Origin of the sequence: Spirosoma soli (assembly GCF_042684525.1) — a bacterium.
Lineage (GTDB): Bacteria > Bacteroidota > Bacteroidia > Cytophagales > Spirosomataceae > Spirosoma > Spirosoma soli.
In genome coordinates, this window is record NZ_JBHULN010000006.1 from 14,383 (window position 1) to 39,085 (window position 24,703).

At 48.9% G+C, this 24,703-nt stretch carries 23 protein-coding genes; 13 read left to right on the top strand and 10 right to left on the bottom strand.

What is annotated here, in order from left to right; genetic code table 11:
* The first annotated feature begins 57 nt into the window (after window positions 1-57).
* A complete protein-coding gene (locus tag ACFSUS_RS11315) occupies window positions 58-747 on the top strand; it encodes a porin family protein (protein ID WP_381522569.1) in 690 nt (229 codons plus the stop codon).
* A gap of 219 nt (window positions 748-966) precedes the next feature.
* A complete protein-coding gene (locus ACFSUS_RS11320; RefSeq protein ID WP_381522571.1) occupies window positions 967-1,998 on the top strand; it encodes a fatty acid desaturase in 1,032 nt (343 codons plus the stop codon).
* Window positions 1,999-2,085: 87 nt separating this feature from the next.
* On the opposite strand, the gene ACFSUS_RS11325 is transcribed toward ACFSUS_RS11320, so the two are convergent.
* Together ACFSUS_RS11325 and ACFSUS_RS11330 are read right to left on the bottom strand one after the other, a co-directional pair.
* The gene (locus ACFSUS_RS11325; protein WP_381522573.1) at window positions 2,086-4,194 is read right to left on the bottom strand and encodes a protein-disulfide reductase DsbD family protein; all 2,109 of its coding nucleotides are present in this window, start codon (window positions 4,192-4,194) and stop codon (window positions 2,086-2,088) included.
* Between the two features lie 133 nt (window positions 4,195-4,327).
* Complete coding sequence (locus ACFSUS_RS11330) at window positions 4,328-5,161, bottom strand: phytanoyl-CoA dioxygenase family protein (protein WP_381522575.1); 834 nt, start codon at window positions 5,159-5,161, stop codon at window positions 4,328-4,330.
* Between the two features lie 165 nt (window positions 5,162-5,326).
* Here ACFSUS_RS11330 and ACFSUS_RS11335 point away from each other — a divergent pair, with 165 nt between their 5' ends.
* From ACFSUS_RS11335 to ACFSUS_RS11355, 5 genes are all read left to right on the top strand, one after another.
* Window positions 5,327-6,196, top strand: a complete 870-nt coding sequence (locus ACFSUS_RS11335) for an AraC family transcriptional regulator (RefSeq protein ID WP_381522576.1) — start codon at window positions 5,327-5,329, stop codon at window positions 6,194-6,196.
* A gap of 329 nt (window positions 6,197-6,525) precedes the next feature.
* Window positions 6,526-7,818 carry a serine hydroxymethyltransferase gene (locus ACFSUS_RS11340; RefSeq protein WP_381522578.1) on the top strand — a complete coding sequence of 431 codons (1,293 nt, stop codon included), beginning with the start codon at window positions 6,526-6,528 and terminating at the stop codon, window positions 7,816-7,818.
* Window positions 7,819-7,920: 102 nt separating this feature from the next.
* Window positions 7,921-8,778, top strand: coding sequence for a twin-arginine translocase subunit TatC (gene tatC / locus ACFSUS_RS11345; protein WP_381522581.1), 858 nt, complete (start codon window positions 7,921-7,923; stop codon window positions 8,776-8,778).
* Window positions 8,779-9,094: 316 nt separating this feature from the next.
* Window positions 9,095-9,487, top strand: a complete 393-nt coding sequence (locus ACFSUS_RS11350; RefSeq protein ID WP_381522583.1) for a Uma2 family endonuclease — start codon at window positions 9,095-9,097, stop codon at window positions 9,485-9,487.
* Window positions 9,488-9,493: 6 nt separating this feature from the next.
* On the top strand, window positions 9,494-9,712 hold the full coding sequence (locus ACFSUS_RS11355) for a hypothetical protein (protein WP_381522585.1): 219 nt from the start codon (window positions 9,494-9,496) through the stop codon (window positions 9,710-9,712).
* Here the strand turns inward: ACFSUS_RS11355 and ACFSUS_RS11360 are convergent.
* The 8 genes from ACFSUS_RS11360 to ACFSUS_RS11395 form a co-directional block, all read right to left on the bottom strand.
* Window positions 9,709-11,070: a DUF58 domain-containing protein gene (locus ACFSUS_RS11360; protein WP_381522587.1), complete on the bottom strand. Its 1,362-nt coding sequence runs from the start codon at window positions 11,068-11,070 to the stop codon at window positions 9,709-9,711. The two genes, ACFSUS_RS11355 and ACFSUS_RS11360, sit on opposite strands and share 4 nt — an antisense overlap.
* A 5-nt stretch (window positions 11,071-11,075) precedes the next feature.
* Complete coding sequence (locus ACFSUS_RS11365; RefSeq protein WP_381522588.1) at window positions 11,076-11,885, bottom strand: tetratricopeptide repeat protein; 810 nt, start codon at window positions 11,883-11,885, stop codon at window positions 11,076-11,078.
* Window positions 11,882-12,958, bottom strand: coding sequence for a hypothetical protein (locus ACFSUS_RS11370; protein WP_381522590.1), 1,077 nt, complete (start codon window positions 12,956-12,958; stop codon window positions 11,882-11,884). The genes ACFSUS_RS11365 and ACFSUS_RS11370 overlap by 4 nt, the downstream gene beginning before the upstream one ends.
* Before the next feature lie 3 nt (window positions 12,959-12,961).
* Window positions 12,962-13,936, bottom strand: a complete 975-nt coding sequence (locus ACFSUS_RS11375) for an AAA family ATPase (RefSeq protein WP_381522591.1) — start codon at window positions 13,934-13,936, stop codon at window positions 12,962-12,964.
* 103 nt (window positions 13,937-14,039) lie between these two features.
* Entirely contained in the window at window positions 14,040-15,239 is a 1,200-nt protein-coding gene (locus ACFSUS_RS11380; RefSeq protein WP_381522593.1) for a DUF4350 domain-containing protein, read from the bottom strand.
* 7 nt (window positions 15,240-15,246) lie between these two features.
* Complete coding sequence (locus tag ACFSUS_RS11385) at window positions 15,247-16,017, bottom strand: DUF4129 domain-containing protein (RefSeq protein ID WP_381522594.1); 771 nt, start codon at window positions 16,015-16,017, stop codon at window positions 15,247-15,249.
* Window positions 16,018-16,027: 10 nt separating this feature from the next.
* The gene (locus ACFSUS_RS11390) at window positions 16,028-16,921 is read right to left on the bottom strand and encodes a hypothetical protein (RefSeq protein ID WP_381522596.1); all 894 of its coding nucleotides are present in this window, start codon (window positions 16,919-16,921) and stop codon (window positions 16,028-16,030) included.
* Window positions 16,918-17,877: a stage II sporulation protein M gene (locus ACFSUS_RS11395; protein ID WP_381522597.1), complete on the bottom strand. Its 960-nt coding sequence runs from the start codon at window positions 17,875-17,877 to the stop codon at window positions 16,918-16,920. The genes ACFSUS_RS11390 and ACFSUS_RS11395 overlap by 4 nt, the downstream gene beginning before the upstream one ends.
* A 173-nt stretch (window positions 17,878-18,050) precedes the next feature.
* On the opposite strand from ACFSUS_RS11395, the gene ACFSUS_RS11400 reads away from it, so the two are divergent.
* The 6 genes from ACFSUS_RS11400 to ACFSUS_RS11425 all read left to right on the top strand — a co-directional run bounded on the left by ACFSUS_RS11400 (window position 18,051) and on the right by ACFSUS_RS11425 (window position 24,683).
* On the top strand, window positions 18,051-18,746 hold the full coding sequence (locus ACFSUS_RS11400) for an RDD family protein (protein ID WP_381522599.1): 696 nt from the start codon (window positions 18,051-18,053) through the stop codon (window positions 18,744-18,746).
* An 80-nt stretch (window positions 18,747-18,826) separates the two neighbouring features.
* On the top strand, window positions 18,827-20,014 hold the full coding sequence (locus ACFSUS_RS11405) for a M20 metallopeptidase family protein (protein WP_381522600.1): 1,188 nt from the start codon (window positions 18,827-18,829) through the stop codon (window positions 20,012-20,014).
* Window positions 20,015-20,069: 55 nt separating this feature from the next.
* A complete protein-coding gene (locus tag ACFSUS_RS11410) occupies window positions 20,070-20,675 on the top strand; it encodes a hypothetical protein (RefSeq protein ID WP_381522602.1) in 606 nt (201 codons plus the stop codon).
* Between the two features lie 150 nt (window positions 20,676-20,825).
* The gene (locus ACFSUS_RS11415; RefSeq protein WP_381522604.1) at window positions 20,826-21,440 is read left to right on the top strand and encodes a YdeI/OmpD-associated family protein; all 615 of its coding nucleotides are present in this window, start codon (window positions 20,826-20,828) and stop codon (window positions 21,438-21,440) included.
* A gap of 89 nt (window positions 21,441-21,529) precedes the next feature.
* Window positions 21,530-22,846: an esterase-like activity of phytase family protein gene (locus ACFSUS_RS11420; RefSeq protein WP_381522606.1), complete on the top strand. Its 1,317-nt coding sequence runs from the start codon at window positions 21,530-21,532 to the stop codon at window positions 22,844-22,846.
* Between the two features lie 133 nt (window positions 22,847-22,979).
* The gene (locus tag ACFSUS_RS11425; RefSeq protein WP_381522607.1) at window positions 22,980-24,683 is read left to right on the top strand and encodes a DUF885 domain-containing protein; all 1,704 of its coding nucleotides are present in this window, start codon (window positions 22,980-22,982) and stop codon (window positions 24,681-24,683) included.
* Window positions 24,684-24,703 lie beyond the last annotated feature (20 nt).

Sequence of the window (24,703 nt, forward strand, 5' to 3'; positions counted from 1 at the left end):
GCCTATTTACGACGATCTACACAATCAAGTTTTATCAATCAATTTCCCTTTAGTGTCATGAAACGAATTGTGCTTGCTGGTATCGTTACTTTAGGTTTAATGGCTGCCCAAACCTCTTTTGCTCAGGTTCAGGTTGGTATACGGGGTGGAGCCAACTGGGGCTTCGCTTCTAAACCTGAAATCTTAGATGGCTTAACGTCTTCCTTACGTCCTTCGGCAGGTCCTACGGGTGCCATCTTTTTAGATGTTCCTCTCAGTGAATTTGTGTCTTTCCGGCCTGAAGTGGCTTACGTACAGAAGGGAGTCATGGTTCGGGAAGGCTTTACGTTCAACGCTTTTAATATACCAGTTACGCTGGGTGGGAAAGTGGCTTACCAGTCGCATAACGTTGAAGTGCCCCTGCTCTTTAAATTTAATATGACTAATGGTTCAGTACAACCTTACGTAATTCTGGGACCTGCCGTAAATTATGCCGTTGATGGCCGCGTCAGAACACGGGGGACGGGGTTTCTCTCGACAAAACCGTTTGATGTTGACGTAAACTATGGCGGAATGTTGAGCCGCTGGGACGTTAGCGCGGTCGGCGGCCTGGGGCTGTCAATGGATGCCGGTGTTGGTAAACTGTTTATCGAAGGGCGCTACACACACGGCTTTACACGCCAGATTCAAATTCCGGTTATTAACATAAATGCCCGTAATCAGGGAGTTGCTGTTTCATTGGGTTACTCATTCCCGATTGGTTACTAAGAACTTGCTTTAGTAGTTCGTGCCCATCATTCACTATTTAATCAGTAAGCCTACCATTCATTCAGTAAAGGCGAAGTCTGTTGACTTCGCCTTTCTCTTTTTAGATGAGAATCCAGTTAAAATTATAGACTTCTGGTTGATGGCATGGCGGTGCCAAGCGGAAAATGTGTTAGTTTTACCATTCATTATTCACCGTATTTGTTCCGGCGACATCCACTTATGGCAACTTTGACTGATTTTGTTCGTTCAAACGCTTCTGAGCCGCACCGTATTCGTACCCGGCAAATTCTGAAGGCTCACCCCGAAATCAAAAAGCTAATTGGCGAGAAAAACCCCACTACCTTCTGGGTCATTATAGGCTGCGTTGCCCTGCTAACCGGTATGGCCTACCTGGTACGTGATCAGTCGTGGTGGGTAGTTGTGGCCGCTGCCTGGTTTATTGGTGCATTTCCGGCGCATACGCTCTTTGTCTGCATTCACGAAGCGGCTCATAATCTGATTTTTCGCAAACCAGCGGCCAATGCCTGGGCGGCTATTTTGGCCAACCTGCCCACCGTTTTTCCAACGGCGCTGTCATTTAAGAACTTCCATATTAAGCACCACGCATTTCAGGGCGTTCATGAATTAGATGCCGACCTACCCGACTGGTACGAAGCTAAGCTGATAAAAAACTATGCTATCGGCAAAGCGATCTGGTTGCTGCTTTTCCCTATTTTCCAGGCCATACGGACCATTCGGATGAAGGAACTGGCAGTTATCGACAAGTGGGTAGCGGCAAACATCATTGTTCAACTGGCCTTTGATGTCCTGGTTGTGGTGTTATTCGGCTGGAAAGCTTTGATTTTTATGGGCTTGTGCCTGTTCTTCTCCGTAGGTTTTCATCCCCTTGGCGCGCGCTGGATACAGGAACATTACCTGACCCTGGACCCTGAGCAGGAAACGTATAGCTACTATGGCCGACTAAATGTGCCCAACCTGAACGTTGGTTTCCATAATGAGCACCACGATTTTCCATCCATTCCCTGGAACAGGTTACCAGAAATTAAGAAAACAGCTCCTGAATACTACGATTCGTTGAAATACCATACATCGTTCGTTCGGCTGTTCTTCCGCTTCCTGTTCGACCAGGAAATCTCTCTTTTCTCACGTATCGTTCGCAAAGAGCGAGGACGTGTAAGCGTGGCCGACCAATCGAAACCCGATCTTGAATTAGTGCAGGCGCAACCTGTTCGGGTAGAAAACCCTGCTTAAAGTACTTTCATCATTAGATAACAAAAACGCCGAAGCAATGACTGCTTCGGCGTTTTTGTTATCTAAGGCTGTTCTTGTCAGAGCTACTCAAAACTTTGCTTTACCCGAATCCAAAAAGGCTACAAAGTTCTCGACGCTGCGGTCGTAGTTTTTGGGCGGTACTAGTAACTTTCCTTCGCTATTGACTAGGCAATAGTGCGGCTGAGCGTTGTTGTTGTACTTAGTGATCTGTAAATCAGCGTTCTGGGCACCAATGCTTTTCTTGACTTTACCATCATACGTCGACGTATACCAATCGTTTTCAGGTAACTCCGTTTTATCATCTACGTACAGCGCTACAACAACAAAGTCGTTTTGTAACCTCGACTTAACAGCCGGGTCGGCCCAAACGCGTTGCTCCATCTCCCGGCAATTGACACAGCCATGTCCTGTGAAATCTATAAATACCGGTTTATTTACTTGCTTAGCATAGGCGAGGGCTTCTTTGTAGTCGAAAAAGCCTTCTAACCCGCGAGGTAATTTAAACAGGTTCGCATGCCGTCTTGTCGACATGGCTGCTGTAGATACGGACGGCTGGTTGTTGGCCGACGATGCGCTAGTCAAGTTGAAATCTTGCGAGGTTTCTGGCGGTAAATAGCCAGCTAATGCTTTTAGTGGCGCACCCCATAAGCCCGGAATCATATACACAACAAAAGCGAATGTAAAAATTGCTAATAGTAGCCGGGGAACGCTCACAGTTTTGGTCTCGCTGTCGTGGGGGAGCCGGATTCTACCTAAGAAGTAAAAACCAATAAGGGCGAAGATTACGATCCAGAATGAAAGAAATACTTCGCGGTCGAGTAGGCCCCAGTGGTAAACCTGGTCGGCAATGCTTAAGAATTTAAGCGCCAGCGCCAATTCTAAGAAGCCAAGAACCACTTTAACGGAATTAAGCCAGCCACCCGACTTAGGCATACTTTTGAGCCATTGCGGAAAAGCGGCAAACAACGTAAAAGGAACGGCAAATGCCGAGGAGAAAGCCGTCATGCCAATAATTGGCTTTACAACTTCGCCACCCGCTGACGCTACTAATAAGCTGCCGACGATGGGGCCAGTGCATGAAAACGAAACCAGCACCAGCGTAAAAGCCATAAAGAAGACACCACCCAAGCCGCCACGTTCGGCACGGGCGTCAGCACTGTTCACTAACGAACTGGGCAACACAATCTCGAAAAGCCCTAGGAATGATAGGCCAAACACAAAGAAAATCGCGAAAAATAGCACGTTAGGCAACCAGTGCGTGCTGACAAAATTGGCAAAAGCTGGCCCGTTGATACGTGACACAACCGTACCGACAAGCACATAAATGCCGATGATAGAAGCTCCAAACAATAACGCTTTCCAGCGGCCACCTGACTGGTTGGTGAAGAAACTTACCGTCATCGGAATGATTGGGAATACACAAGGCGTCAACAAGGCTAACAAGCCGGAGAGAAACGCTGCGACAATGAAGCCCATCATGGACGTATCAGTCTTTTCTGCTGGCACCATTGCGGCTGCATCAAGTACATTCTCTGGCGCTTTAACCGCTTCTTTTACGGTCGGCTCAGTAATTCCTTCTGTAACAGTAGTAGATGCTGAGGATGTCGTAGGTACCGAGGCAACCGCACTTTGGGTCGTTGGCTTGGCCGAAATAGAATTGGCCTGAGGAGCTGAGGCTACTGAAGAAGTAGCCGCTGGAGCCCTAGCAACTATACCTGTTATTGAAAATTCGTCATTGCCGGGAATACATTGACCGTCGCTGTCGGTGCAGACCTGATATTCAATGGTTCCTGTTATGCTAGGGTCCGCTTTGAAGATCTTAACTTTTTGAACGAACTGTGCCGGGCCATGCATCAAATAGACATCGCCCTCAAATACTTCCTCAAACTTGGTTTCTACCTTCGAGACTGGTTGAAGCTTCCCAACCAGTTGATACGTATCATTCGGCGTAAAATTTATAACTGTGGGTAAAGGGCCATCTATCTTAGGATTAACCTGCGACGAATAAATATGATAGCCGTCCTTGATCGACGCCGTAAAGCGCAGTTCTACTACATCGCCAATTTGAACCGAAGATTTAGCCGGTTTGTACGACCAGCTCGCTGGTTTAACTAGTTGAGCATACGCTGCAACGCTAAGTAACAGCCACGCAGCCAGCGCGAAAATTGATTTCATACCGCTTTGGGTAAGTGATGGTTTGCTAGGACAACAGAAATACTGCAAAAATATTTCCATTTCCAGCGTCAGCCAATAAACAAACCTTAGCAGTCGCCCCTAGGTCAGCCCAAATGACGGCGTTTGCATGAATTTAATAACTAAAAAGAAGGGGATTGAGTGTATCTTGTGGTTTACTACCAACCGGTACGCTGCCAAGCCACTTGGCATGATCGGCAACCTGAAACGAGTTTCGGGGCTGCATAACGGTTTGGTCCTTATCCATATAGATCATGGTCATCACCTTACGGGGACGGTCCGAAACGTTTGGCCCGGCGCGGTGAAACGTCCAGCCTGCATGATAGCTCACTTCGCCCAGCGCAAACGGCGTGTCGTTTAGCGGAAAGTTTTGCTTTTGCAACGTATCTGCCAGAATCTTCTCGCTTTCGTCGCTAATTTCTATATCGCGGCTAATCTCCACTGATTGACTGCCTTCAGCAAACGCCAACGGACCCATTTCCATAGGGGTTTCCTGAAGGGGAATCCAAACCGTTACGGTATTCGGTGAGGTCAACGGCCAATAAAATTGATCGGCGTGCCAGGGCGTAATGCCACCCGATGGCTCTTTATACAACGCCTGATCGTGATATAGACGAACACCCTGAACCTCCATCAAGTCGGCGGCAATCTTAGCCAGTCGCTTCGAGAAAACGAATTCTTTAGCCTGCTCGTCTTCCTGCCAAAGATTCATGATTTGCAAAAACGCCCGCTCGTAGGTGGTGCGCTCTTCCATCGGTTTCACAAGCGTATTGAGCCGGAAAACCAGCTCCGTAATGATGTCGCCGTAATAACTCAAAACCTCTTGGCTCAGCACGTGCTTGAGTTTCACATAGCCATTTTTCTGGTAGAAGGCGATGGTTTCGGAATTGAGCTCATATGGACGAGCTAATTCGTTAAGTAAGGTTTGTTTTTCGATGGTAGCTTCCATGGGCGAACGTCAATTAAATTGATCTATGGCTTAAGGTTTATGAATAAGTTGTACAAATGTAGATTACTCGTTTAGAGCAAAATGAACCAGTTTTTACTAATATGTGTGTTATTATGACTATTTTTAGAGTAGTCGACCCCTTCACCTGTTAAAATAAAGCATCTTATGAAGGCACTGTTCGAAAAACTACCATTTGATGCACAGAAGTCGCTATTAGTTCGGCGTTTCTGTCTGCCTTACTTCGATGCCCCCTGGCACTACCATCCAGAGTACGAACTTACTTACATCGTTAAAGGGTATGGCCGTCGATTCGTCGGCGATCATGTTGAATCATTTCAGGCTGGTGATCTAGTACTGCTAGGCCCCAACTTACCTCATTTCTGGCGTAGCGACGAAGATTTCTACAAAGGGGAAGCCAAGAGTCGGGTCGAATCCATTGTTGTCCAGTTTCCCATAGCGTTCGTTGAGCAAGGTTTAGCTACCGTTTCTGAAGCCGGGGCCATACGTCAGCTCCTCGACCGATCGCGGTATGGTTTGTGTTTGGGCCTTCCAATGAGTCAATTTTTGGCTGATCAGCTAGAAGCTCTACCCAATCAGTCAGGATTTAAACAACTGCTGAATCTTTTAGCGATTTTACACGAATTGTCGGCGGATACGCAGGCTCGTTTGCTGGCTAGCGATGGGTACCAGCTGGCGCCGGGCATGGCGGAAACCGAGCGGATGAAGCGAGTGCTGGAGTTTGTGCTGGTAAATTTTCGGGAGGAAATACGTGTCGAACAGATTGCGTCGGTAGCCGGTATGGTCCCCGCAGCTTTCTGTCGATACTTTAAGAAACGTACCCGCAAATCATTTATCGACTATTTAAATGAGCTTCGGATTAGCCATGCCCGTAAATTACTGGCCAGTCAGGACATGAGCGTAGGTCAGGTAGGACTCGAATGCGGCTTCAACAATAGTTCCCACTTTCATCGCCAGTTTAAATTGCATACCGGAACCACACCGTTGAACTACCAGGTGATGGCTAAAAGAGAATAGCCAGTCGTAGTAAGACTGGCTATCTTCCCAAGTGTCGCCAATGACCCGCCACCCAGGCAATCTAGTGTGGTGGTGCTACTCAATAAAACCCGTTCGTCCAAACATAATTACTTCTTCGACGTGGTATCCTTAATGAATATAGTGCCTCGAAATTCAGAAAAAGTTAAGGCATTTTTTACTGAACAAAAGTGCATATTTCAATTGACTAACTCTCTGTAATCGGTACTCAATTCTATCATTTTCCGCCGTACCTTTGTCTAGTAATTGTTTGGTATATTTGATACTATAGCCAAACGTCTAATCAACCGAACGCATAAACCGCTCGTAGTATGACGACCGCGACTACCACCGCCCGCGATACGCAGGTATTTGATTTAATCGCTAAAGAACAACACCGCCAGGAGTCAGGGATTGAACTGATTGCCTCCGAAAATTTTGTGTCGCCCCAGGTTATGGAAGCGGCTGGCAGTGTTTTGACCAATAAATACGCGGAAGGGCTACCTGGTAAACGCTACTACGGCGGCTGCGAAGTGGTTGACCAGATTGAGCAGATTGCCATCGATCGGGCAAAAGAGCTTTTCGGGGCAACCTGGGTCAACGTTCAACCCCATTCGGGAGCGCAGGCCAACACGGCGGTGTTCCTGGCTTGTCTGCAACCTGGCGATACCATACTGGGCTTCGACCTGTCGCACGGTGGCCACCTGACGCACGGGTCGCCGGTTAATATTTCAGGTAAATATTTCCGGCCGACGTTTTACGGTGTTGAAAAAGAAACCGGGGTTATCAATTACGATGTAGTCGAAGAAACGGCAAAGCGCGAACGGCCCAAAATGTTAATCTGCGGTGCATCTGCCTACAGCCGCGATTGGGATTACGCGCGTTTGCGGGCCATTGCCGATGAAGTTGGCGCCCTGCTGTTGGCTGACGTTTCGCACCCGGCTGGCTTGATCGCCAAGGGCTTGTTGAACGATCCGCTGGCACACGCCCACATCGTTACGACCACGACGCATAAAACATTACGTGGTACACGGGGCGGTATGATCATGATGCGTAACGACTTCGAGAATCCATTCGGTATCAAAACCATAAAAGGCGAAACGCGTCTGATGTCGTCGCTGCTGGATTCCGGCGTTTTCCCCGGCACACAGGGTGGCCCGTTGGAGCACATTATCGCAGCTAAAGCGGTAGCGTTCGGTGAGGCTTTAACCGACGATTTTTATGATTACGCTGTTCAGGTGAAAGCTAATGCACAAGCCATGGCTAAGGCATTTACAGACCGGGGTTACTCAATCATTTCGGGCGGTACCGATAATCACCTGATGCTCATTGATCTACGTTCGAAAGGGCTGACAGGAAAGCTGGCTGAAAACACCTTGATCAAAGCTGATATTACGATTAATAAAAACATGGTGCCTTTTGATGATAAGTCGCCAATGGTTACGTCGGGCATGCGCGTTGGTACGGCAGCGATGACAACCCGCGGTTTGAAGGAATCGGACATGGAGCAAATCGTCGTATATATCGACCGGGTGCTGATGCATCACGACGACGAAGCAACGCTGGCGACCGTTAAAGAAGAAATTAATGAGTGGATGAAAGCGTTTCCACTTTATAAAAGTTAAATTATCCAATTGCGGGAAGAGTGAAAAAGCGAATGAGCGAAAGAATGGAACGCCATTGCTATCAACTCACTCTTTCGCTCATTCATTCTTTCGCTCAATACAATGCCACTCGACCAACTGACCGACGAGGAGATTGAAGCTGACGGTAAAGAGATGTCCTTTTTGGACCATCTCGAGGAACTTCGTTGGCATATTATTCGTGCTGTAGGCTCCATTTTCGTGTTTGCCATCATCGCCTTCGTGTTCATCGAAGAGATCTTTGATAAAGTGATTCTTGCCCCGAAACGTCCCGATTTCTGGACGTATCGCATGATGTGTAAGCTGGCAGACATGACCGGTTATGCCGATCTGTGCGTGAAGAAGCTGAATTTTGAATTGCAGGCGCTCGGCATGGCTGACAACTTCACCATGGCTATGACTTCGTCGCTGATCATTGGTCTATCATTTGCCTTTCCGTATGCGTTCTGGGAAGTATGGCGATTCATTAAACCGGGTTTGATGCCGACAGAAAAAAAGGCGGCTCGTGGTGCCGTATTCTACGTCTCATTCCTGTTTATGCTGGGGCTATTGTTTGGCTACTTCATTGTGTCGCCCCTGGCTATCAACTTCCTGGCTAATTTTACGATTTCGCCGGAGATCAAGAACCAGTATGATATAACATCGTATATCTCCACGCTGGTAACGCTTTCACTGGGTTGTGCACTTATTTTCCAGATGCCCATGGTGGCGTTTGTTCTCTCGAAAGTTGGCGTTTTGACGCCTGCGTTCATGCGCGAGTATCGAAAGCACGCGTGGATTGTAATCTTAATAGTGGCCGGTATTATTACGCCTTCTCCAGATATTTACAGCCAGGTTCTGGTAGCGCTTCCGTTGGCGATGTTGTATGAGGTCAGTATACTAGTTTCCGGACGCGTCCAACGAGCCAGACTCAGGGACCAGCAGGAATTAGAAAAACAGTGAGTAACATCAAGCTAGATTCAGAGCTCTCCTGCGCAGGAGAGCTCTTTTAGTTTTTAGGCGGTTGTCGTATCTTTACTAAAAAGGGTGGCGATGCAGGTTGTGGATAAAATAAAGCTTAGTGATGACCAGGAGACTATGCTGGAAGAGGACTAGTTACTGCTTATTCCGGTTACGTGGGAAGAGTTCGAGGAGTTTTTGGCCGAAACAAACCATCGCGCAGAGTACCACAACGGTCATATCGTCATCATGGGGCTGGCCACCATTATTCACGAGTTACTTGTAAGCCAGCTAAATTATATTTTGACAGGCTTTTACCTTGGCAAGCCTTTTTACGTTTTGGGTAGCAGGCATTCGTAAAAACGGGAAAAAAGGCCATTACAATGGTGATGTATCGGTCATCAAAGGAAAGCCGGTTTATCAGGGGAAATCTCGATCTATCATCACTAATCCATATCTGATTGTCGAAATCCTTTCCAAGTCCACGCTTACCTATGACTTGGGGGCCAAACGCCAACAGTATGAAAAGATGGATACGGTGCAGGAGATTGTTTTTGTCAACCCGTTCGACCGTGAGGTTGTGGTATGCCGCCGAACAGAACAAGCTAATGCATGGTTAGAGATAACTTATTCAAAGCCCGACGAAGACATAAAAATTGACGAATATCAGGTGCGGTTAAACGACATTTTCGCGAATCTGCCCGAAGAATAAATAGCAATGCAATACGATTTTAGAAAATTTCATTATCGCTCGATCAATGCGGCTAACGATGCCGAACGGGCTGCCATTAATCAGGAGTTAAAAGACTTGTATGCATCCTTACCTGAAAACGAAAAGGATGAATTCAATCGCCAGCTGCAAGCCTTTCTTGCCAAAGAAATGGGACGTATCAAATCGGATTATGAGTCAGTGAAAGGCGGGTTAAACGAAAATTAAATCATGCCCCGCGCCTTTAGCTCCAGGTATTTATTGATTGTATTGGCCGTTAAGTTTTGGGGAGCTGTCAGAATGGTTTGAATGCCATACTGGCTCAACTCTTTAACAATCTGCTTTTTCTCGAAGGTAAACTTTTCACCAATCGTCTTTAAATAAATTTGCTCTGTATCAGCCGCTGGTTGATCGAGCAGGCTCCGCAATTCGGTATTCTCGAAGAAAATAACCAGTAGCAAATGATCCTTGGCTAATCGGCGCAGGTAAGGTAACTGCCTGTGCATGGCGCTGACTGTCTCGAAGTTTGTAAAAAGCAGCAATAAACTCCGCTGCCGAATGTGCGTCCGGACACTGGCGTATAAACTCTCATAATCCGTTTCCAGGAAACGCGTCTTCTGGCGATATAACAATTCTAGAATTTTGAGCATGTGGCCTGTACGTCGGTCGGCGGGCAGAAGTTGGCCAATGTGGTCGGAGAATGTCAATATGCCTGCACGATCCTGTTTAATTAGAGCAATATTGCTCAGTACCAGACTTGCATTGATGGCGTAGTCGAGCAGGGTTAAACCATCAAATGGCGATTGCATCACCCGACCTTTGTCAATCAGGCAATACACCGGCTGGGAACGCTCGTCCTGGTAGGCGTTAATCATCAGCGAAGCGCCACGCGGGTCACGGTCGGTCATCACGGTTCGTCGGGCGGTTGCTTTCCAGTTAATCGTCCGGATGTCGTCTCCGGTTGTGTAAGGCCGTACCTGCTCAAACTCTGTGCTTTGGCCTATACGTCTGATTCGCTTTACGCCTACTTCAGTGAGCCGATTAGTCGCAGCGAGGAGTTCGTATTGCCGCATCTGTAAGAAAGACGGATAGACCGCTACGGTCTTGCCCTGTTCAAACTGATACCGGCGTTTTAATAGGCCCAATGGCGTTAATACAAATACGTTGATGGCGCCGAAATTGTATTCGCCCCGGCGTGTTGGCCGCAGTTCATAGGCAATAGCTCGCGTTTCGCGTGGGCTAAGCTGCGTTCGAAATAATACATCGCGTCGTTGAAACTGGAAAGGAATCTCATCAATGACTTCAACATCGGCCCGAAAAACGTAACGATTCTCCAGGTAAATAGCCAATGGATTCTGGTCGCCGTTCGATAGTCGGTCGGGTAACTCCCGACGAGCGAAAACCCCAGCCTTTGTTCTAAATAACAGCCAGCCATCTACGCCAATGAGGATGACGAGAACAACAAAGGCTACCTGCACTAATGGAAAGAGGAAGGGCAACGCGTAAGCCGCCACAAATAGAAGTACGAATGCTATGAGCGCAAGCCACAAGCGGGTGGAGACAAAGAGAGGACGAAGCGATTTCAACGAATTTAATTTTTAAGTTTGGTCAATGCATCCTCAATTTCCGACTCGACAATCGGGTTGAAGTCGTCTTCCTGATAATTACCTGTTCTCTCGTAACGTAACGCTTTATAAAAGAAAGATGCATCCTGGAAGGCGGTGCGTGCTTCGGCAGTGCGGTTCAGTTGCAGTAGCGCCTGCCCACGGTAATACTGAACGAGCGCACTCCGGTTGAAATTTTTGATAGCCTTGTCTAAGTCTACTAGCGCCTTCTCGGGTTGACGGGGCGCTATATAACTGACGGCCCGGCTAACAAAATGGCGGTAGTTTACCCACTCCGCCCCATGTTTTGCTTCGAGTGGATCTATGCTAATCGAAAACTGCTCAATCGCTTTGTCATGATCGCCGAGGCAACGGTACGTTAACCCGCGTATGTAGCTTACCCGATTATTGTTAATAAGATCATCGAAGTTAGGTGTCAGCGCATCATAAGCATCCAGGTGCTGCAAGGCGCGGGAATAGTCGTGCAGAAACGACATATAGAATTCGCCAATAGCACCGTGTTCCTTGGGAAACGTATTGGCGGTCTTCTCAAACCAGTAAGCCGCCTGTTCGTACTCTTGTCGCCGAACATAATCTAACCCCCTAAATCGATAAGCCGGGCCGGAAGCTGCCATTGTATCTTGCCGAATTTGCTCACGTTTAACGGCAAAAAAATGCATAGTTGGAGCTTTGCGGTTAAGGGCCAGTGTAGATTCATAGGCTTTTAAGTACTGTTCGCCGGTCTGAGCCAGCGCCGATAGTGGACATAATAAGGATAAAAACACCAACCGTTTCATGGTAGAATATCAGTTAAACGTCCATCTTTAAACTTGAAGGTGAGCGAAGTAGCTGAATCCAGCGGTTCGCCAATGAGTTGATCGGATGAATAGTTTGACAAATTAGCTGGAATATAGTCCCGGCATATGCGTACTAATTGATCGACTATCTGCGGGTCAAATGTTCTTGGGCAATAGTCGTCATCAAATCCCGCTACCTCAAACAACCCACGTTCGCCCTGGCAGTTGATAACAAACCGTACGCGTACTAAACCCGACTGACCTGGTTTGTTAACAGGTTGAAAGTGCGTATTCAAGATTTGTTTTATCGTGTACTTCTTATCCGAGTTCAATAGCGTACCGTGCCACATACGGGCAAAACAGTTGTGGCAAGGTTGAAAACCGCTGGGTTGGCAGGAGTCGCCAAGAGGTATCTTCCTGGCAAACCGGAACGTTTCTGGCACCGCAGCCCGGCCATTGTGGCTAACAGCCCGAAATTGACCAGCGGATAGGCCAGTGATTTGCCAAAGGGGTTTATAGCCACCATCCCGATTATATGAATTGCCGCTAATGACCAGGAACACCGATGTGCCAAACCGCGATAATTGCCAGAAATGGGCCGTACGCTGTTTGGTCTTTACATTTTCCAGGCTTACTCGTCCATTCGTATACAGACGGATACTCAAACTATCCGATTGCCATATGCCCCCTGCAAGTTGTTTGTAGGCAGTGGCGGAGTCAATGGCAACATCCTGAAACCGCCGGAATACCATTGGATAGTGGACGCCAATCCGTAACAGGTCGTTTTGGCGTTGAACAAGCTTTGGAGCATAATGGATGGTATCCAGGCGAACAACCCGGTTTGTAACGGCCCAGGTCGACACTTTCTCAGCGGCCGAGCCGTCGACCATTCCCAGGTGATACGTACTATCTGTCTCTAGTTTTAAGTAGATCGGTAGCGGGCAGGTAACGTCGGTATCCCATTCCGTGTGAACGCCGATCCACGTGCCTATCAACTGCTCACGCGTTGGCGATTGACCACGGACGTAAACGAGGCTTAAAACCAAGGAAACCAACAGGCCGACCGTCTTCATGGCTCAACGGGGTACCTCGATTTTCTGAACCAGTTGGGCTATTACTTCGTCGGCAGTGCCGCCTTCCATCTCCCGCTCGGGCGTAAGCAGAACCCGATGGCGCAGCACAGGCGCGGCTAACTCCTGCACGTCTTCCGGCGTGATGAAGTCGCGTCCCCGCAACGTAGCAAGGGCCTTCGCACTGTTCAATATCGCGACCGACGCCCGAGGAGAAGCTCCCAGGTACAGCGACTTATTGGCCCGGGTAGACTGCACAATTTGAGCGATATAGTCAAACAGTTTGTCCTCCACATGGACCTGATGTACCTGGCTGCGTAACGAGGCTAATTGATCGCCTGTCAATACGGCGGTAGCAGCCTCAACGGCGTCGGAAAGATTTCGGCGTTGATGATGGCCCCGGAGAATGTCAACCTCTTCGGTAAGGGCTGGATAACCGACCACAATTTTGAACAGAAACCGGTCTAACTGGGCCTCGGGCAGGCGATACGTACCTTCCTGTTCAATGGGATTCTGCGTTGCCAATACCATGAATGGCTCGTCGAGATGGTACGTTGTGCCGTCGTTGGTCACTTGACGCTCTTCCATAACCTCGAACAGAGCCGCCTGCGTTTTAGCCGGAGCGCGGTTGATTTCGTCAATCAAAACCAAATTTGAGAAAATTGGCCCTTGCTTGAAGACAAAGTCTCCTTCTTTAGGTACGAAAATCGACGTACCCAACACGTCCGATGGCATTAGGTCGGGCGTAAACTGAATACGACTAAACCCTACGGACATGGTTTTAGCGAGCAGCTTAGCCGTCAATGTTTTGGCAACGCCCGGCACGCCCTCGATGAGCACGTGGCCATCGGCGAGCAGTGCCGCGAGCAGGAGGTCAACCGTCTGGTGTTGCCCTACGATTACTTTGCCAACTTCGGCACGTATGGCGTCTACGGCTGTTGTGAGTGAAGTAAGGTCGATACGAGATTCGAAAGGTGTCATAATTAGTTGTCGATCGGACCGCCGACGCGGCCGGGATTGAGCAGATTGATGGATTAAACTGATTTTGCCAATCGTTACTTTGAAAAGCAAAATCCTGTAAATCCTAAAATCTGCTCAATCTGAGTTCAGACTTAAAGTTTTCAATTGCTTTGTTCAATGTCAATAAATCATACTCCGATAGCGAAATGCTTTTCTGAGTATCGCGCAACAAGCGCACTAACTCTGCGGTCTCCTGCAACGACGTCCCACTCTTGCGAGCTAGCGTCTCCGTAAATTCTTTGTCTAAGCTATTTGTGTTTAAGCCGTACCGTTCGCGGAGCTCGGCCAGGAAATATTGAATCTTTTTCCGGGCCAGGTTGTCGTGGTCGCCTTGTTGAAAGTACAACTGGCCAACCGTCTTTACAAAATCGAGCGATGTGTTTTTGGGAGGCTCAATAACTGGAATGATGCGCTGAGTACGCTTACCCGCAAAAATGGCGTAGAGAATCAGGCCAAATACCACTAAATAATACGCCCAGTTAAGCGCTGGCTGCGAACGAACGTACCGCAGAATCGATTGCTGGTCTTCGTCAAACCGGCCCTGTTTCTGATACTCATCCCAGTAAGTGGGCAGCGCTGGCAGGTAGGAGAGGGCTTTAAACGCATAGTCGGATGTCTTGGCGTCTAAAACGTAGTAGTTTGTGAAAGCGAGCGGCAAATTATGAATAAAAAACTGCCCCTTGCCGTATTGTAGCCTAATAAAAACAGGCTCTTGGCGAGCGTTCCGACCTAACACCGTTATGTTCGCGGACTTTTTAATTGATAAGAAGTTGCGCCCATCATCGTGAAAGAAATTGTAACCGGTGGGTGTACGCAACTGCAGATTCACAAAGTTTTGGCGTAGCGTCGTATCGGCCTGCGTCGGTTCTTTCACGTCAGCCTTAAAGCCGAGTACCGCGCCAAGAGAGTCGGGCAGATCATACGCTGAAATCAAGGCGTTATTGCCTCGCTGAACGTAGCGCAGTAACAGGCGCTGGTCGTTGCGGTCGATATTGAAGTCACGGCATACAACAATGTAATTGCTTCGGTTAGGTAGTTTGGTTTCGGTTAAGAAGTTGTATACGGGTAACCGAACCGTTTTCACGGCTGACTGCTGCATCACACCCGGTAGCAACTCAAACAGCGCCTGGGTCCCGAACGGAATCTTGTCGTCGTTTTCGTAGGTGGGCGACCAGTCAATGGGCTTCGGCCGATAGTACTCAAAGAGCACATAGGTCGTTACCGTGACGAGCAATATCAGCAGGTATTTATTGGCTTTGACCAAAACTAATTCAGTTTACGGGTTTGGGTTGACGCCCGATGAGGGTCGCGAAATCACGAAACTGCTGCCGAACGTGAGCGAAGCTGGCATCGTCGACGGGAAAATCGCCATACCACACAAACTCAAACTGCCGCGTCAGATTTTCAAACCCCGGCTGAATCGGTAGACTGGCGAGTTCGTAAACGTACTGCCGGTTTGTCTTATCTGGTTTATAGCCAATCAGACCAGCATCAGTTAGGCGTTTAAGGGTTTGTAAGTACAACAGTCGGACCGCCAGCCGGAAGCTTTGCTGGCTCACAGCCTCATCAATAGCTGTATCAAAATCTATTTCGTGGATGTTTTCGGCCAGATGCTCGTAATCCAATCCGGTGGTCTGGGCTTTTTTAGGAAATATGAACCCTAGGACTTCAGCTTTAGCCAATAAGTAGATCACTAATCCGGCAATGGCGGCCAGAATAACGTACTGCCAAAAATTCTGGTAAGCTTCACTTGCCAGGAACTCCATGAGTCGGCGGTAAAGGTAGCTGAAAAATCGCGCCAGCGGATTCTCGGGTGGCGGCACATCGCGACCGTACTGATAGTCTCGGTCGTTCTGCAAGTCCCTGAGTTGCTCAGGCATCGGATACCGTATCCGCACCGCTGAGCGATCGTCGCGGGCGGTTACGGATGCGGGTTTAGTTTGGGCGTAGGTTAAGCAGGGGCCGCTCGCCAGCTGTATCAGCAGGCAAAAAAAGCCGAACAAACGTAACTGCCGCCAATTAAATCGTGTGTCAAACGTCATAAATTGATAATCAATAGTCGCCTTCGTCCGTAGCGCGGGGTCGGGTGGGCGCGGTGCCGATTGAGTCAATGGCCGACATCAGCCCACGTCCTTCCTGCCGCTCTACTAAGTTTGTGTATTGAAAACCAATCGCCACATAAATCAAACTGCGCAGCAAGGTGCCGCCAACCGTGCCGATTACATTACCCAGCACAACCCAAACGTTTGATACATCGGGTAGCAACTTAGCGCTGACCAGAAAACTGATGATACCGGCGGGTAACGTAAAAATCAAACCAATCAGACCGGAGATGAGGCCCATGACGAGCACCAAACCGAACGTTGACCACCATTTGTCGCGAATCAGTTTGAAACATCGATCCCAGGTCCGGCCGAAGTCAGTTCCTTCAAACGTGGTGACCGCTAAGGCCAGCACAAGTACGATGGCTACGTAAATACCCGGTATGACGAAAAACAGAAAGCCAACCCCCGTAATGATTGAGCCCAGTATAGAAATAACAAGACCTCTACCAATAACCGGCTGCATCTCCTCCCAAACCTCCGCCACGGTTACAAACTCACCATTCTTACGGGCATACACCTTCATGTGTGTATAGGTCGTTAAGCTCACCACCAAAATGGCTAATATCCCAAAGAATATGGTTAGCCAGAATGAGGGAGAAAACATGTTTTGCATGAGTTGAAAAACGGCCATCGGGTTTTGTGCTCCACCCGAATCTGCCGACGTTTTCGCCAGGTTCAGTAGATTCGACTGAAGAACGCCCGACGCAATACCGGCTACCAGCGCAACAGGGCCGACAATGTAAAGAAGCGACAGACCGAAACTGCGGAAGTTCTCGGTAACGTACTGAAACGTAACGTTGATTTTATTGCCAAAGTCACGTTGCTGATATAGATTAATCATACCTTTTGACGACGGTTTAATTGAATTGGGTAAAGGATAAAATACCAGATAATGAAAGCGGCTGACAGTAAAATTATAGTGCCACTGACCAGCGGAGGCAAGGTTAAACGGGTGATGAAGCTCTCCAGAAAGCCGGCTGTGATAAAAATAGGTACTAAGCCAATAGCAATTTTTAGCCCTTGCTTGATACCGCGCTTGAACGACTCCAGTCGCGAGTAGGTGCCCGGAAACAGCAGGCTATTACCGACGGTCAGGCCCGCGCAGCCCGCAATGACAATGGCTGATATTTCGAGCGTGCCGTGAATCCAGATTTTCAGGATAGAGTCGAGCAGTAGGCCACGTTCGTAAAAGAAGTATTGAAAGGAGCCGAGCATAACGCCGTTGTAGAACAGCATCGCCATAGTACCAAAAGACGCAAACAGCCCAAACACAAATGTTCGGAAAGCAACATAGATGTTGTTAAGCGTGATCTGAACAAACATCGTTGCCTGATCGCTACTATTGTAAACGCCCAGGGGATCACCTTTCTTGATATTCTCGAGCGTCATGTTCACGTACTGATCGCCCAGAATTAACCGCACGAACGTATTGTCGTGCGCGGCTGATACCCAGCCCAGGATACCCGCCACCAGAAAGATGCCCGCTGAAACGGCAAGTAACCGGTGCGACTGCAAAAACAAAGCCGGCAATTCATATTTCCAGAACGTAATGAATCGTCCTCGTTCTTCGCGTCGGTTCTGCATGAGGCCACGGTGAACCTGCGCGGTTAAGCCATTGAGGTAGCGCGTTACGTTTGAGTCAGGGTAAAACGTTCGGGCATACGATAGATCGTCGGTCAATTCAACAAAGCGGTCGGTCAACTCATCGGGGTCGGGCCGGGGCGTTCCTGGCTTCAGACTTTGTTCGATGTCTTTCCATTTGTCGGTATTGCGCTTAACAAAAAGGGCTTCACGCATGTATTCAGTTGATAAAGGCGTAAATTGGCTAGCTAGTACGTAGCATCAAACTACGAAAAGTCAAAATTTGGCGATTATTGTGCTAACGGCAAAGCGTCTTCATACTAATTTTGAAAACAGTCAGTCATAGGGCCCAAATTGACTGATTAATTGATCGACTGACCCCCTGTTTCATGGCCGTTGCTATTCGCACTTCCCAGAATGTATTGGTAGAGTATGAACCCGCCAGCCTCGGCGAACGTATTCTGGCTACACTGCTTGATTACCTGGTTTTTTTTGGTTGGTTCCTGTTTATGATAGCGCTACCCGCAGGACTAGGCATACCCGGTGGGCGATTTTATAGCGCATTTGTTATACTGCCCGTCATATTTTATGACCTGCTTTGTGAGTCGTTGTTGAACGGCCGTAGCCTCGGGAAAATCGCAATGGGTATCCGCGTGGTCAAACTCGATGGCTCACCGCCCGACTTAGGCGCGTATCTGATTCGTTGGTTATTACGAATTGTGGAAACGGGACTATTTTTGGGTGGTATCATTCCTATTATTACCATAGCCGTTAATGGGAAAGGACAACGCTTAGGCGATATTGCTGCCGGAACAACCGTCGTTCGGCTTAAGCCCGCGGTTTCCTTAGACGATGTGATAGCACGGCCTATAGCTGAAAACTACGTTGTTCAATTTCCTGACGTACGTTTGCTGAACGACCGTGATATCAATGTAGTCCGTGAAGTGCTACGACGAAACGACGAAGATGTATTAAGGCGTACCGCTGATCGGATTAAAGATGTGACTGGTATTCAAAGTAGTTTGTCGAGCCGGGCGTTTCTGGAAACGGTTGTCAGCGATTATCAGTTTATAACAACACAGTAGTTTGCCGTAGCCTGGACGGCCACGTTCGGGTAGCGAGCATCAGCAATTAACACCCGGACGTGGCCGTCCAGGCTACTTTTATGCTTGAATCCATTAAATCTCTCGCCCGGCAGTACGCGGCTGATATTGTTCAAACCCGTCGGCACCTGCACGCGCATCCCGAACTTTCGTTTCACGAGCGAAACACGGCTCAGTTTGTCGCCGGCCAGCTGAAAGCCATTGGGATAACTCCCCAGGAAGGTGTGGCCGATACGGGTTTGGTAGCTGTCATCGAAGGCCGCAGTCCCAATAGCAGAATCGTTGGTTTACGGGCGGATATGGACGCGCTGCCCATTCACGAAGCCAACGACGTTCCTTATAAATCAACCATTGATGGCGTGATGCATGCCTGCGGGCACGACGCGCACACGGCTAGCTTGTTAGGTGTGGCGCGCATTCTGCATGTGCTGCGCGACCAGTTCGACGGTACGATAAAGCTGGTGTTCCAGCCCGGCGAGGAGAAAGCTCCTGGCGGTGCGTCGCTGATGATCAAGGAGGGCGTTCTGCAGAATCCGGCTCCTGTGAGCATGATTGGCCAGCATGTAGCACCAAATATTCCGGTGGGTAAAATTGGCTTCCGGGAAGGCATGTACATGGCCAGCACCGACGAACTGTACTTGACCGTACGCGGCAAAGGTGGACACGCGGCTATGCCCGACAACCTTGTCGATCCGGTGTTGATTGCATCGCATATCATTGTGGCCTTGCAGCAGATCATCAGCCGCAACCGACCCCCGGCCAGCCCGTCGGTGTTATCGTTTGGCCGGTTCATTGCCGATGGCGTAACGAACGTTATTCCCAATGAAGTGACCATTCAGGGCACGTTCCGGTGTATGAACGAAGAATGGCGGGCCGAAGGCAAACGACGCATGGTTAAAATGGCCGAAAGTATGGCCGAAGCCATGGGCGGTTCCTGCGAGTTTGAGATTGTGCACGGCTACCCTTATCTTCAGAATCATCCTGAGCTAACCCGGCGACTACGCGCTCAGGCCGTTGATTACATGGGCGTCGACAACGTTGTTGATCTGGACCTCTGGATGGCGGGCGAAGACTTTGCTTTCTACTCGCAGGTTGTTGACTCCTGCTTCTACCGGCTCGGTACGCGCAACGAAGCGCGGGGCATCGTTTCGGGCGTTCACACCCCCACCTTCGACATCGACGAGTCGGCTTTAGAAACCGGCGCGGGCTTAATGAGCTGGCTGGCGGTGCAGGAGTTAAGGGCGGTGTAGCTGTTTCACGCTGTCCGTCGTACTTTTACGTTTCAAACCATAAAGGGGGACTCCGATGGCTTACCGTAACTTCCGCTTTGCCGACCTAAGCCAGCAGTTTGGCATTCGTCAAACGACGGGGCCGTTGTTTTCGGCTAAACCGGCATTGGTGGAGCCATCTGCTTTTCTGTTGGAATCAATCCGCCTGGCTCGGACAACTCCGTTGACGACAGAGAAAGCGGTCTCTGAAGCGTTGGTGTTTCCGGTACTACGAGAGATAAAGATTCGCAATGCCGACTTGGTCGAGCTTTTCTCGGGTGAAAACCTCGAAGCAGATCGCCAGCGGGGATTAAATGGAGAATGTGATTTCATTTTTACAAAAACACCAGGTGCGGTAGAGTTACAAGCCCCGATCCTGACCATTACAGAAGCCAAACGGGGCGACATTGAGAATCCCCGTTCGCTGGCGCAGGCGGCTGCTCAGCTATGCGGTGCCCGCATCTTCAACCAAAATCACGGGCAGCCAGTAGAGATGATGTATGGTTTTTGTACCAGTGGTTACGAATGGGTGGCGCTACAATTGACTGATTCTATCGTAACGATTGATAGCGAACGATATTCTATTCAGAATCTGCCTCAACTGTTGGGGATATTACAGCACGTGCTTGATTTGAGTCGCTAGCTGGTGTAAATGCATTGCTCTATGTCAATTGCTCATCGGGCGGTTGATTCGCTACTTGTGAGTTAGAAGCACTCAGGTCTATTAGGCTTTCGGCTAGCCTCCACTTTACATAACCCATTGCGTTTGTTAGGTTTGCATAAAGAGCAGTTTATGCAAACCCCTAACGCTATCTACGCGGAAAGCCGGGCCGCCTGGCGGCAATGGCTCGCGGATCATCACGCAATTGAGAAAAGCGTCTGGCTTAAACTCTACAAGAAAAACAGTTCAACGCCCAGCGTGACTTACGACGAGGCTGTGGATGAAGCGCTGTGTTTTGGCTGGATCGACAGTTCGGTGAAGAAAGGCGACGACGAATACCGCTTGCAATTCTTTGCTAAACGTAATCCGAAGAGTAACTGGAGCCGGGTCAATAAAAACAAAGTTGAGCGATTGACTCAGGCCGGTCTGATGACCGAAGCAGGACAGGCCATGATTGACCTTGCCAAACGAACCGGGACCTGGGCAGCACTGGATGATGTCGAGAATTTGATTAATCCACCAGATTTGCAAGCCCAGCTAGACGTCAATCCGACGGCGAAGAGTTATTTCGATGCCTTTCCGCGATCTGCCAAGCGAGGTATTCTCGAATGGCTACTCAATGCAAAAACTGCGCAAACGCGGGCTAAACGGATTATGGAGATAGTTACTTTGGCTGAACAGAACAAACGAGCTAATCAGTACATTCCTAAATCTGGGGAAACAGGTGGTTTATCCGGGAAATCTTAACAATTGATTAATAATCAGGTTGTTCAACTTCACAGTGAGGTAACACAGGGCAGCGAATTTTGCGGTTTCTTATCTCTCCAACACTCCGCATGAATCGTTTATCTCTACTAAGTGCTGTAAGCCTTACTACAGCTGTTGCCTTATTTACTACTGCCTGCGAGGATCATCGGTTAACCTCTGTTGTAGGCTTACCTGCCGTAGTTGATGCCACGAATCCCGGTACGTTTCAGCCCGCTGTATTGGCCAATGTCAATGGTGTGCAGGTTTTTAATGGCGGCTTTGGCTCTGCCATTGCTGCTGACCCAAATGATCCCGGCGCTTTTTTCCTGCTCACCGACCGGGGACCAAACATTGATGGCACTGTCACCAATTCCAAGGTGTTTGCTGTCCCTAATTTTGCCCCGCAGATTGGTAAGTTCCGGGTCAAAAATGGCCAGATGATTCTGGAGAAAATCATTGAGCTTAAAAATAGTACAGGAGGAAAGCTGAACGGGCTACCAAATCCAGCTAATCAGGGCGGCACGGGCGAAACAGCTTTCGATGTGGCCGGTAATACGTTGGCTACCAGCACAGATGGGTTAGACTCAGAAGGGTTAGCGGTAGCTCCAGACGGTACCTTTTGGGTGAGTGACGAATACGGTCCGCATATTGTTCACTTCGATGCTAATGGACAGACCATTGAGCGGATTAACCCATTCGGCACGGGCACGGGTGGGCGTAAAATTCCATTGGTGTATGCGACGCGTCGGGCCAATCGTGGCATGGAAGGATTAACCATTACGCCCGATGGCAAAACGCTGGTAGGCATCATGCAATTCCCGCTCTACAATCCTTCAGCAGCGGCCGTGTCGGGATCGTTGGTGACACGGGTTCTGACGTTTGACATTGCAACCGGGGCCACCAAAGAGTACGTGTATCTGATTGAACGAGCCAACCTACAGGCAAATAGCGAGATTACGGCAATTACCAACACTACGTTTCTGGTACTGGAACGCGATGGCGAATACGGCACCGACGCCAACAAGAACACAATATTCAAGCGCGTTTACAAGATCGATTTAGCCGGAGCTACCGACATCTCTGACCCGGCTAACGGAGCTACTGGCAAGCTTTACAGTGGTAAAACCGTTGAAGAGCTTAAAACAGCGGCTGCGCTTCAGACTAATGGTATTGTACCAGTAAGCAAAACGTTGGTGTTGGATATGGCAACGGAGATTACCCCCGTTTATCCACACGACAAAGCTGAGGGTATGGCGCTTATAAACCCAACGCTATTGGCTATTGCCAACGACGATGACTTTGGCGTAACCGGCGTCGGCACGTATGTTCAAAAGATATTACCGGCGACCAATACCGTTGATAAGAACCGCGTTTATTTTGTAACGTTGAAAGCGCCCGTGAAATAATATATTAGCAGGTTAGCCGTCTGGCGAATGGGCACTCCGACGGCTAACTTGTTGTAAGTCATAACGAAACTTGCTCTAGTTTGCCCATTACATCGTTTTTTCATGTAGTTTACCTGTCTGATTCGGACTTTGCATGAAAAAACAAACTCTACTCCTGATCGCCCTCAGCGTTGGGCTAACTAATTGCCAAAAACCTGGCTCCAAACCAAATAACTTTCCCAAACTAGCCGACGAATACGTTGATGTGTATCTGGCGAACAACCCAGGAACGGCAGTTTATCTGGGTATCCACGACTACGACGGAAAGCTAATCATTCCGACAGCCGATACGATTGCCCGTCGGCTGAGCCAACTTCGGCAGTATGATTCGACATTTGCCAAACTCGATACAACGAAACTGTCACTCGATGATAAGATTGATTATAAACTGCTAACCGCGAGTATCAAATCAGACATTCATTCCATCGTTGATAGAAAGGTATACGAAAATCCCATGACCTACTCGGTCAACCTTAGTTCGTATATCGAGCGGAATTTTGCCCCACCCGTAGAGCGCGCCCGATCCGTAATTGCGATTACCCGTCAGTTACCGGCCTATTATGCCGCGGCCCGGCAGAACCTTAGCCAGAACCCACCCCGCGAGTACGTAGACGTGGCCATCGAGGGATTACGTGGATCGGCTGACTACATGCAGAATGACATTCCGAAGGCTTTTGCGAATCTATCCGACCCAAAGGTGCAGGACGAATTAAAAACGGCTCTTAAACAAGGAGCCGATGCCACGAATGCCTTCGCCGACTACTTAGCTAAGTCGCTGCTCCCGAAAGCGAAAGGTTCGTTCGCCATTGGGGCTGATAACTACCGCAAAATGCTGCTTTATAACGAGTGGCTAACGGCTGATCCGGACAGTCTGCTGCAAATAGGCATGATGCAGCTAACTCGCGAAAAAGCTGAGTTCGCTGCCGCTGCTAAAGTGATCGATCCCACCAAGACGCCCGCCCAGGTTTTCAAAATGATTCAGGACGAGCACCCAACCGCTGACAGCTTGCTTTCGGCAACACGGAACCAGTGCGAAGCCATTCGGCAGTTTTTGATTGACAAGCAGATCGTCACCGTTCCGTCGGAGGTGCGGGCTACCATCACCAAAACGCCGGAATTTATGGTTGGGGCTACCGCAGCGATGAACACCCCAGGGCCCTTCGAGAAACCAGCGGCTTCAGAAGCTTACTACTACGTTACACCCCCCAAAAAGGAATGGACGCCTAAGCAACAGCAAGAATGGTTAACGCTCTTTAACCGATACGTGACCGAAATTATTTCCATTCACGAGGCTTATCCCGGCCATTACGTTCAATTTCTTCACCTTAATGCGTCGAAGGTCAGCCGAGTCAAAAAAATGTTTTCGAGCTATGCATTCGTTGAAGGTTGGGCGCATTATACCGAACAGATGATGTTGGAACAGGGATTTGGACAAGGTGGAGACGCGGTCACTAAAGCAAAATATAAAATGGCTCAGTTGTCGGAGTCAATGCTGCGCTATTGTCGGCTAGTCTGTTCGATTCAGGAGCACACCAATAACTGGACCGTAGCACAGGCAACGAGGTTCATCATGGACAACTGCTATTACGAAGAGAAGCCCGCTTTCGAGGAGGCCCGGCGGGGTAGTTTCGACCCCGGCTATCTGTCTTACTCGCTCGGAAAATTGCAGCTATTAGCCTTGCGTAGTGAACTTCAACAGAAACAAGGTAAGTCATTTAATCTCAAGACATTTCATGATCAGGTGCTGGATCACGGTATGCCGCCCGTAAGTTTGCTACGAGAGTTGCTGATTCAGTAATAATTCATCTCCTAATCCTC